We start from the raw sequence: 9,020 nt of genomic DNA, 5'->3' as shown, positions 1-9,020 counted from the left end.
CGCCCGGTTACATTCCGAACCCGGAAGCTAAGCCTTTCAGCGCCGATGGTACTGCAGGGGGGACCCTGTGGGAGAGTAGGACGCCGCCGAACAATTATTCCGGGAAAGCCCCGTACCGCAAGGTACGGGGCTTTTCTGCGTTCCCGTACTGTTTGCGCCGGTCATGTTGCGCCGGACTTGGCTGGTCGTGGCCGGCGGTCCTGCACAGCCGATCGGCGGTTTTGCACGGCCGGTCGACGGTTTTGCAAACCCCCGATCTCAGGGTAAGCTTTAGCTCGTTGCCGCAGGGCAGCAAGGCCCCAATAGCTCAGTCGGTAGAGCGTCTCCATGGTAAGGAGAAGGTCTGCGGTTCGATTCCGCATTGGGGCTCATCAATGAAAAGGCCCCCGCCACTGGCGGGGGCCTTTTTCGTGTCCGGAGGAGTAGCCCCTAGAGCATCGGCGGCTCGGGCACCCTCATGGCCAGGATGGCCATGTCGTCGGATGCCGGCTCGGCGGCGAAGCGCTCGACGGCCCGCAGAATGCGTGCCGCCACCGCACCGGCCGTGAGGCCCGTACACGTGGCCAGGACGTCGGCCAGGCCGTCGTCACCGAGCATGCGCGCGCCCTCGCGGCGTTCGGTCACGCCGTCGGTGACGCACAGCAGGACATCGCCCGGGTCGAGGGTGAGCTCCTCTTCGTACAGCTCCAGGTCCTCGATGACGCCCAGGAGGGGCTGAGGCTCCGCGGCCGCGACGACCGAGCCGTCCTGTCGCAGACGCAGGGGCAGGGGGTGACCGGCGCACACCACCTTCAGGAGCGCGCTGCCGTCCTCCTGGGGCCACAACTCGCCGTACAGGAGCGTGAGGAAGCGGCTGCGGGTTCCCTCGTCCAGGATGGCGGCGTTCAGGCGCTCCAGGACCGCGGGGCCGGTGAAGCCCTCGCGTGCCAGCAGGCGCAGGGCGTGCCGGGCGAGGCCCGTGACCGCTGCGGCTTCGGGGCCCGTACCGCAGACGTCACCGATGGCGAAGCCGTAGGCGCCGTCGTGGATCGGGAAGACGTCGTAGAAGTCGCCCCCGACCTCGTTGCCCTCGCCGGCGGCCCGGTAGATGACCTCGATCTCCACGTTGGGCACATCGGGCAGGCCCGGGGGCAGCAGGCTGCGCTGGAGCGACTGGCTGATCGCCATGCGCTCCGAGTAGAGGCGGGCGTTGTCGAGTGCCAGCGCGGCCCGGCGGGAGAGGTCCTCGGCCAGTTCCAGGATCTCCTGGCGGAAGTGGTCGTCCGACGGCTTGCCCAGCGTGAGCATGCCGATGACGCGGTTACGGGCGACCAGCGGGAGTACCACCGTCTCGCCGCCCACCGCGGACGCGGTGGCGAGGATGGTGCGCGTCGCGATTCCCATGCTCAGAGGCGCGTCTCGGTCGAGGCTGCGTGTGGACGTGTGGAGGGCCGCCCGGTGAGCGGCCTGCGACGGGGCCGTCCAGACGCGTGCTCCGGGGGCCGGAACCGGGTCCGGTGGGGCGATCTTGGAGAGCAGGTCCTTGAGGCCGTCGATGCGGTCCTCGTCCTCGTGGAGGACGTACGAGAGGTACGGCTCCGACGACTGGTCCGCGATCGTGTAGACGGCGCACCAGGTGGCCAGGGTGGGGACCGTCATCTGGGCCATCAGGGCCAGGGTCTGGTCCCGGTCGAGGGTGCCTGCGAGCAGGTCGGACGCCTCGACGAGGAAGGACAGGGAACCGCGGCGCAGCCGTTCCAGCTCGCCGAGGCGGGCGGACTCGACGGCCAGGGCGATGCGGTCGGCGGCGAACTGGAGGCGCAGTGCCTCCTCGTTGGAGTAGCGGCCGGGTGCTTCGGCGGCGACGCCCAGGGAGCCGGTGAGGCGTCCCTCGACCTTCAGCGGCACCGTGACGACGGACCGCATGCCCGTGTCGCTGAGCAGCGGGACCGCGCCGGGTACCGCCGTGAGGTCTTCGTGGACGGCGGGCATTCTCGCGGAGCCGTACCGTCCGGTGCCGGCTTCGACGGGGACCCGGGCGAAGCGCTGGCGGGCCGAGGGGAGGCCGGTCGTGGCCCGTACCTCGAGTTCGGTCTCGTCGTCGGTGGCGAGCAGCAGGAACGCCGAGTCGGCGTCGAGCATGTCGCGCGCCCGCTCGACCGTGCGCTGGAGCAGCCCGTCGAGGTCGTCGGGGGCGGGGGAGCCGATGAAGACCTCGAAGGGGTCCGTGGTGCGGCTCTCGGTGCCCGTGTCGGTGACCGGCGTGCGTACGGGGGACTGGAGGACGGCACGCTCGTAGTCGCGGACGAGGAGGCAGACCGTGGACGGTTCGCCCTGGGTGTCGCGGACCCGCAGGTGCGAGGCGTAGACCGGGATGACGCGGCCGTCTGCGCCGCGGAATCCGTAGCTGCCCTCCCAGCGGGAGAGCTGGAGCGCGTCGGCGATGCCGGTGCTCGTGCCGGGGGTCTGCGGCCACGCGGCGAAGTCGGTGAGCTGTTTGCCGGTGACCTGGTCGGCCTCGTGCCCGAAGAGGAAGGTGGCGTCGTCGTTCCAGGCGGTGACCGCGCCGGTGCTGTCGATCTGGACGACGGCCACCCGTACCCGTTCGTCGGTGACGGGGAGCAGGGCCGTGGGCAGGACGGGGCCTGCGGAGCGGATGCCGACGGGCCGTTCGGGCAGGTCGAGTTGGAACCAGACGTGTTTGTGCGCGGGTGTGTACTCGACGCCCCAGCGGGAAGCGAGTGCGGCGCAGAGCAGCAGGCCGCGGCCGCTCTCCCGTTCCGGGCTGGTGTCCATGCCTGAGCCCTGGAGGGGGATCTCCCGCTCGGGGTAGTGGTCGGAGACCTCGATCCGTACGCCGTCCTCCGTGCGCAGGCACAGGACGTCCGCCGCGGTCCCCGCGTGCACGACGGCGTTGGTGACGAGTTCGCTGGTGAGGACGACGGCGTCGTCGACGATGTCGGTGTATCCCCACCCCTGGAGGGTGTCACGGACAAAGGCACGGGCGGTCGCGACCGAGCGCCCTACCGGCTCGAAGGTGGCAGCCGCGCGCGCGGTGATCACAGCACTCCCCATATGGTGTCTCGTCGCTTCCCCGAGTCCTGTGCCCGATACTTGCCGCTTCGATTCGCCTAGCCAGGCTAGACGCTCGCTCACTGTCCCGGGTACACGAGGGCCGACTTCGGTACGGAGGAGGTCCGGTGGCTGTGCGCCGGCGCACAACTATGGGCTTGGGGAGGAGGATGGGGGGTAGGGGCCCGGAGGTTCCACCCCGACCTGTCGCGGCCTGGTACGTTTCAACGATTTGACGTCCACATGGTCACCCGTCAACGGTGTCCTGTGGCGGTGAGCCAAACAAGATCTGGGCAAGCTTCCGGATAGGCCCGAGCGATACGGTCAACCCCTGCGGGAGGGACACGGTGGAGTCTGGCGTGGCGGCGCGGGGTTCAGGCACGCGCACAAAAGGCGGACAGTCCGTGAAAAAACAGCGCAATGGGACCATCGATGTGGACGCGGCAGCTCTGAACAGACTGCTCGCGGCCCTCGTGGCGATGCGGGACGGCAACTTCCGCAGGCGGCTGACCGTCTCCGGCGACGGCGTGCTGACCGAGATCGCGGCGGTCTTCAACGAGGTCGCGGACCGCAATCTGCACCTCACGGGTGAGCTGGCTCGTGTCCGGCGTGTGGTCGGACGTGAGGGAAAGCTCACCGAGCGGCTGGAGACCGGGGCCTGTGAGGGGTCCTGGGCGGCCGCCATCGACGCGTCCAACGAGCTCGTGGACGATCTGGCGCGGCCGGTCTCGGAGGTCGGGCGGGTGCTGTCGGCGGTCGCCGACGGTGACCTCGAGCAACGCATGGAGCTGCGGTCGCACACGGCCGACGAGACCGTGCGGCCGCTGCGCGGTGAGTTCCTGAAGGTCGCGCGCACGGTCAACAACCTGGTCGACCAGCTGTCGGCGTTCACCGAGCAGGTGACGCGGGTCGCGGTCGAGGTGGGGACCGAGGGCAAGCTGGGCGGACAGGCGCAGGTGCGCGGTATGTCCGGTTCATGGAAAGACCTCACGGATTCCGTGAACACCATGGCGTACCGGCTGACCGCTCAGGTGCGTGACATCGCTCTCGTGACGACGGCGGTCGCCAAGGGTGATCTGTCGCGGAAGGTCACCGTTCATGTGGCCGGCGAGATGCTTCAGCTGAAGAACACCGTCAACACGATGGTGGACCAGCTGTCGTCGTTCTCCTCCGAGGTGACCCGGGTCGCTCGTGAGGTGGGCACGGAGGGCGAGCTGGGCGGTCAGGCCACGGTGCCGGGTGTGGCCGGGGTGTGGAAGGACCTCACCGACTCCGTCAACACGATGGCCGGGAACCTGACCTCCCAGGTGCGCGGTATCGCCGAGGTGACGACGGCGGTCGCCAATGGTGACCTGTCCCAGAAGGTCACGGTGAGCGCGCGCGGCGAGGTCGCGCAGCTGGCCGAGACCATCAACCAGATGACCGAGACGCTGCGGACCTTCGCGGACGAGGTCACCCGGGTCGCCAGTGAGGTCGGGGGCGAGGGTCTGCTCGGCGGGCAGGCACAGGTGCCGGGTGCCGCGGGGACGTGGAAGGACCTCACCGACTCGGTGAACACGGTCTTCCGGAACCTGACGACGCAGGTGCGCGACATCGCGCAGGTGACCACCGCGGTGGCCAGCGGCGATATGACCCAGAAGGTCACCGTCGATGTGGCCGGCGAGATGCTGGAGCTGAAGAACACCGTCAACACGATGGTGGACCAGCTCCAGTCCTTCGGTTCCGAGGTGACCCGGGTCGCCCGGGAGGTCGGCGTCGAGGGCCGCCTCGGCGGGCAGGCCGAGGTGCCGGGTGCGGCGGGGACGTGGAAGGACCTCACGGACTCGGTGAACACGGCGTTCCGGAACCTGACGGGTCAGGTGCGGGACATCGCGCAGGTGACCACGGCGGTCGCGAACGGTGACCTGTCGCAGAAGGTCACGGTCGATGTGGCCGGCGAGATGCTGGAGCTGAAGAACACCGTCAACACGATGGTGGCGCAGCTGTCGTCCTTCGCCGACCAGGTGACCCGGATGGCGCGGGACGTGGGTACGGAGGGCCGCCTCGGCGGACAGGCGCGGGTCGACGGTGTCTCCGGTACGTGGAAGGAGCTCACCGACTCCGTCAACTTCATGGCGGGGAACCTGACCTCCCAGGTGCGTCAGATCGCGCAGGTGACCACGGCGGTGGCCCGGGGCGATCTGTCCCAGAAGATCGATGTGGACGCCCGGGGCGAGATCCTGGAGCTGAAGAACACCATCAACACGATGGTGGACCAGCTCTCCGCCTTTGCCGAGCAGGTGACCCGGGTGGCCCGTGAGGTGGGCACGGACGGGCGGCTCGGCGGTCAGGCGCAGGTTCCCGGTGTGGCGGGCGTGTGGCGTGATCTGACCGATTCGGTGAACGGCATGGCGGGGAACCTCACCGCTCAGGTCCGTAACATCGCCCAGGTCGCCACGGCGGTGGCCCGGGGTGATCTGTCGCAGAAGATCGATGTGGACGCCCGGGGCGAGATCCTGGAGCTGAAGAACACCCTCAACACGATGGTGGACCAGCTGTCCAACTTCGCCGAGCAGGTGACCAGGGTCGCCCGTGAGGTGGGTACGGAAGGCATCCTGGGCGGTCAGGCCGAGGTGCAGGGTGTGTCCGGTACGTGGAAGGACCTCACCCAGTCCGTCAACGGCATGGCGAACAACCTGACCATGCAGGTGCGCAACATCGCCGAGGTCACCACGGCGGTCGCCAAGGGTGACCTCTCCAAGAAGATCACCGTTGACGCCAAGGGCGAGATCCTCGAACTGGTGACGACCGTCAACACGATGGTCGACCAGCTGCTGAACTTCGCCGACGAGGTGACCAGGGTCGCCCGTGAGGTGGGCACCGAGGGCATCCTGGGCGGTCAGGCCCGGGTGCGTGGTGCGACGGGCATCTGGAAGGACCTCAGCGACAACGTCAACCTGATGGCCAACAACCTGACCAGTCAGGTGCGCAACATCTCGCGTGTCTCGTCCGCCGTCGCCAACGGCGATCTGACCAAGAAGGTCACGGTCGAGGCGCGCGGCGAGGTCGCCGAGCTCGCGGACACCGTGAACACCATGGTGACGACGCTGTCCTCGTTCGCGGACGAGGTGACGCGGGTGGCGCGCGAGGTGGGCACGGAAGGCGAGCTGGGCGGGCAGGCACGGGTGCCGGGTGTCTCCGGTACGTGGAAGGACCTCACCGAGTCGGTGAACTCGATGGCGTCCAACCTGACCGGACAGGTGCGGCAGATCGCGACCGTCACCACGGCCATCGCCAAGGGCGATCTCACCAAGAAGATCGACATCGACGCGCGGGGTGAGATCCAGGAGCTGAAGAACACCATCAACACGATGGTGGATCAGCTGTCGTCGTTCGCCGAGCAGGTGACCCGGGTGGCCCGGGAAGTGGGCACCGAGGGGCAGTTGGGCGGCCAGGCCCGGGTCCGGGACGTGGACGGCACCTGGCGTGACCTCACCGAGTCGGTGAACGAGATGGCCGGCAACCTCACCCGGCAGGTGCGCGCCATCGCGGCCGTCGCGACCGCGGTGACCCGTGGTGACCTCAATCTCAAGATCGACGTGGACGCGGCCGGCGAGATCCAGGTGTTGCAGGACAACATCAACACCATGATCGCGAACCTGCGTGACACCACCCTCGCCAACAAGGAGCAGGACTGGCTCAAGGGCAATCTCGCCCGGATCTCCGGTCTGATGCAGGGCCGCCGCGATCTGGACGACGTGGCGTCGCTGATCATGAGCGAGCTGACTCCGGTGGTCTCGGCCCAGCACGGCGCGTTCTTCCTGGCCATGGCGCCCGGAGACACCGACGAGGTGGGCGCGGACGACGGCAGGGAGAGCGCGTACGAGCTGCGCATGCGCGGCAGTTACGGCTACTCGGCGGGTTCGATGCCGACGTCCTTCCGGCCCGGTGAGACGCTCATCGGGACGGCTGCCGAGGAGAAGCGGACGATCCAGGTGGACAACGTGCCGCCCGGTTATCTGAAGATCTCCTCCGGTCTCGGTGAGGCCCCGCCCGCGCATGTGATCGTGCTGCCGGTGCTCTTCGAGGGCAAGGTCCTCGGTGTGATCGAGCTGGCCTCGTTCCAGCCGTTCACGCACATTCAGCGGGACTTCCTCAACCAGCTCGCCGAGATGATCGCGACGAGTGTCAACACGATCAGCGTCAACACCAAGACGGAGAAGCTCCTTGAGCAGTCGCAGGAGCTGACCGAGCAACTCCGGGACCGCTCGCAGGAGTTGGAGAACCGGCAGAAGGCTCTTCAGGCGTCCAACGCCGAACTGGAGGAGAAGGCCGAGCTGCTGGCCCGGCAGAACCGGGACATCGAGGTGAAGAACACCGAGATCGAGGAGGCCCGGCAGGTGCTGGAGGAGCGCGCGGAGCAGCTCGCGGTCTCCATGCGCTACAAGTCCGAGTTCCTGGCGAACATGTCGCACGAGTTGCGTACGCCCCTCAACTCGCTGCTGATCCTGGCCAAGCTGCTCGCGGACAACGCCGAGGGCAATCTCTCGCCGAAGCAGGTCGAGTTCGCCGAGACGATCCACGGGGCAGGTTCCGACCTGCTCCAGCTGATCAACGACATCCTCGACCTCTCGAAGGTCGAGGCGGGCAAGATGGATGTCAGTCCGACCCGGATCGCCCTGGTCCAGCTGGTCGACTACGTGGAGGCGACGTTCCGGCCGCTCACCGCGGAGAAGGGGCTCGACTTCTCCGTACGGGTGTCGCCTGAGCTTCCCGCCACGCTGCACACGGACGAGCAGCGGCTCCTCCAGGTGCTGCGCAACCTCCTGTCCAACGCGGTGAAGTTCACCGACAGCGGGGCCGTCGAGCTGGTGATCAGGCCGGCCGGCGCCGATGTGCCCAACTCCATCAAGGAGCATCTGCTGGAGTCGGGTTCGCTGCGCGACGCGGACGCCGATCTGATCGCGTTCTCGGTCACCGACACCGGTATCGGGATCGCGTCCAGCAAGATGCTGGTGATCTTCGAGGCGTTCAAGCAGGCGGACGGGACGACCAGCCGTAAGTACGGCGGTACGGGCCTCGGCCTCTCCATCAGCCGGGAGATCGCCCGGCTGCTGGGCGGTGAGATCCATGCGGCGAGCGAGCCGGGCCGGGGTTCCACCTTCACGCTCTATCTGCCGCTGCACGCGAGCGAACTGCCGGCGCAGGGTTATCCGCAGATGGGGCCGGGCCCCATCGAGGCGCATGGCAACGCGATCGAGAACGGCCTGCGTGCGGAGGCACCGGCCGGCCACCCGGCCGGGTCGGAGCTGCCGCTGGGTGATCCCGCCGGCACCGCCGGGATGTTCCGGCGGCGGCGCAAGGCCCTGGGCGGGTCCGGACGGCAGACCGCTCTGCCGGCCGGCCGGCAGCAGAGCGCTGGGGGCGCCGCGCACGAGGAGTGGGTGCAGGGTGCGCCGGCGGGTCAGGAGGAGCAGGAGCCGCGGCGGACGTTCCGGTTCCATGGCGAGAAGGTGCTGATCGTCGACGACGACATCCGTAACGTCTTCGCGCTCACCAGTGTGCTGGAGCAGCACGGTCTGTCGGTGCTGTACGCGGAGAACGGCCGCGAGGGTATCGAGGTCCTGGAACAGCACGACGATGTGACGGTCGTGCTGATGGACATCATGATGCCCGAGATGGACGGTTACGCGACGACCACGGCGATCCGCAGGATGCCGCAGTTCGCCGGTCTGCCGATCGTCGCGCTCACCGCGAAGGCGATGAAGGGTGACCGGGAGAAGGCGATCGACTGCGGGGCTTCCGACTATGTCACCAAGCCGGTCGATCCTGATCACTTGCTGTCTGTCATGGAGCAGTGGATGCGCGGAGAGTGATGACAAATTGAAAGAATCGCGATGAGTTGCTGATCGACTGTGTCTGAACGGGTGTGAGTACGGGGGATCCGGGGAACCTTCTGGTCTCCCACCGCGTTTTCGGTACGTGCACAG

At 68.0% G+C, this 9,020-nt stretch carries 2 protein-coding genes, 1 tRNA gene and 1 rRNA gene; 3 read left to right on the top strand and 1 reads right to left on the bottom strand.

From position 1 onward, the window contains the following. Positions 1-92: ribosomal RNA gene (gene rrf / locus AC07FA_RS20535) — 5S ribosomal RNA — on the top strand; the annotation flags it as partial. A 204-nt stretch (positions 93-296) separates the two neighbouring features. Continuing rightward, positions 297-369, top strand: a tRNA-Thr gene (locus tag AC07FA_RS20530). Between the two features lie 60 nt (positions 370-429). On the opposite strand, the gene AC07FA_RS20525 is transcribed toward AC07FA_RS20530, so the two are convergent. Continuing rightward, entirely contained in the window at positions 430-3,054 is a 2,625-nt protein-coding gene (locus AC07FA_RS20525; RefSeq protein ID WP_479077221.1) for a SpoIIE family protein phosphatase, read from the bottom strand. A gap of 401 nt (positions 3,055-3,455) precedes the next feature. Between AC07FA_RS20525 and AC07FA_RS20520 the strand changes: the two genes are divergently transcribed. Next, positions 3,456-8,906, top strand: a complete 5,451-nt coding sequence (locus tag AC07FA_RS20520; RefSeq protein ID WP_479077220.1) for a HAMP domain-containing protein — start codon at positions 3,456-3,458, stop codon at positions 8,904-8,906. Positions 8,907-9,020 lie beyond the last annotated feature (114 nt).

The organism is Streptomyces sp. NPDC045968 (genome assembly GCF_056430475.1).
Note: the sequence above shows the minus strand (reverse complement) of the source record. Positions and strands in the feature narration are given on the sequence as shown.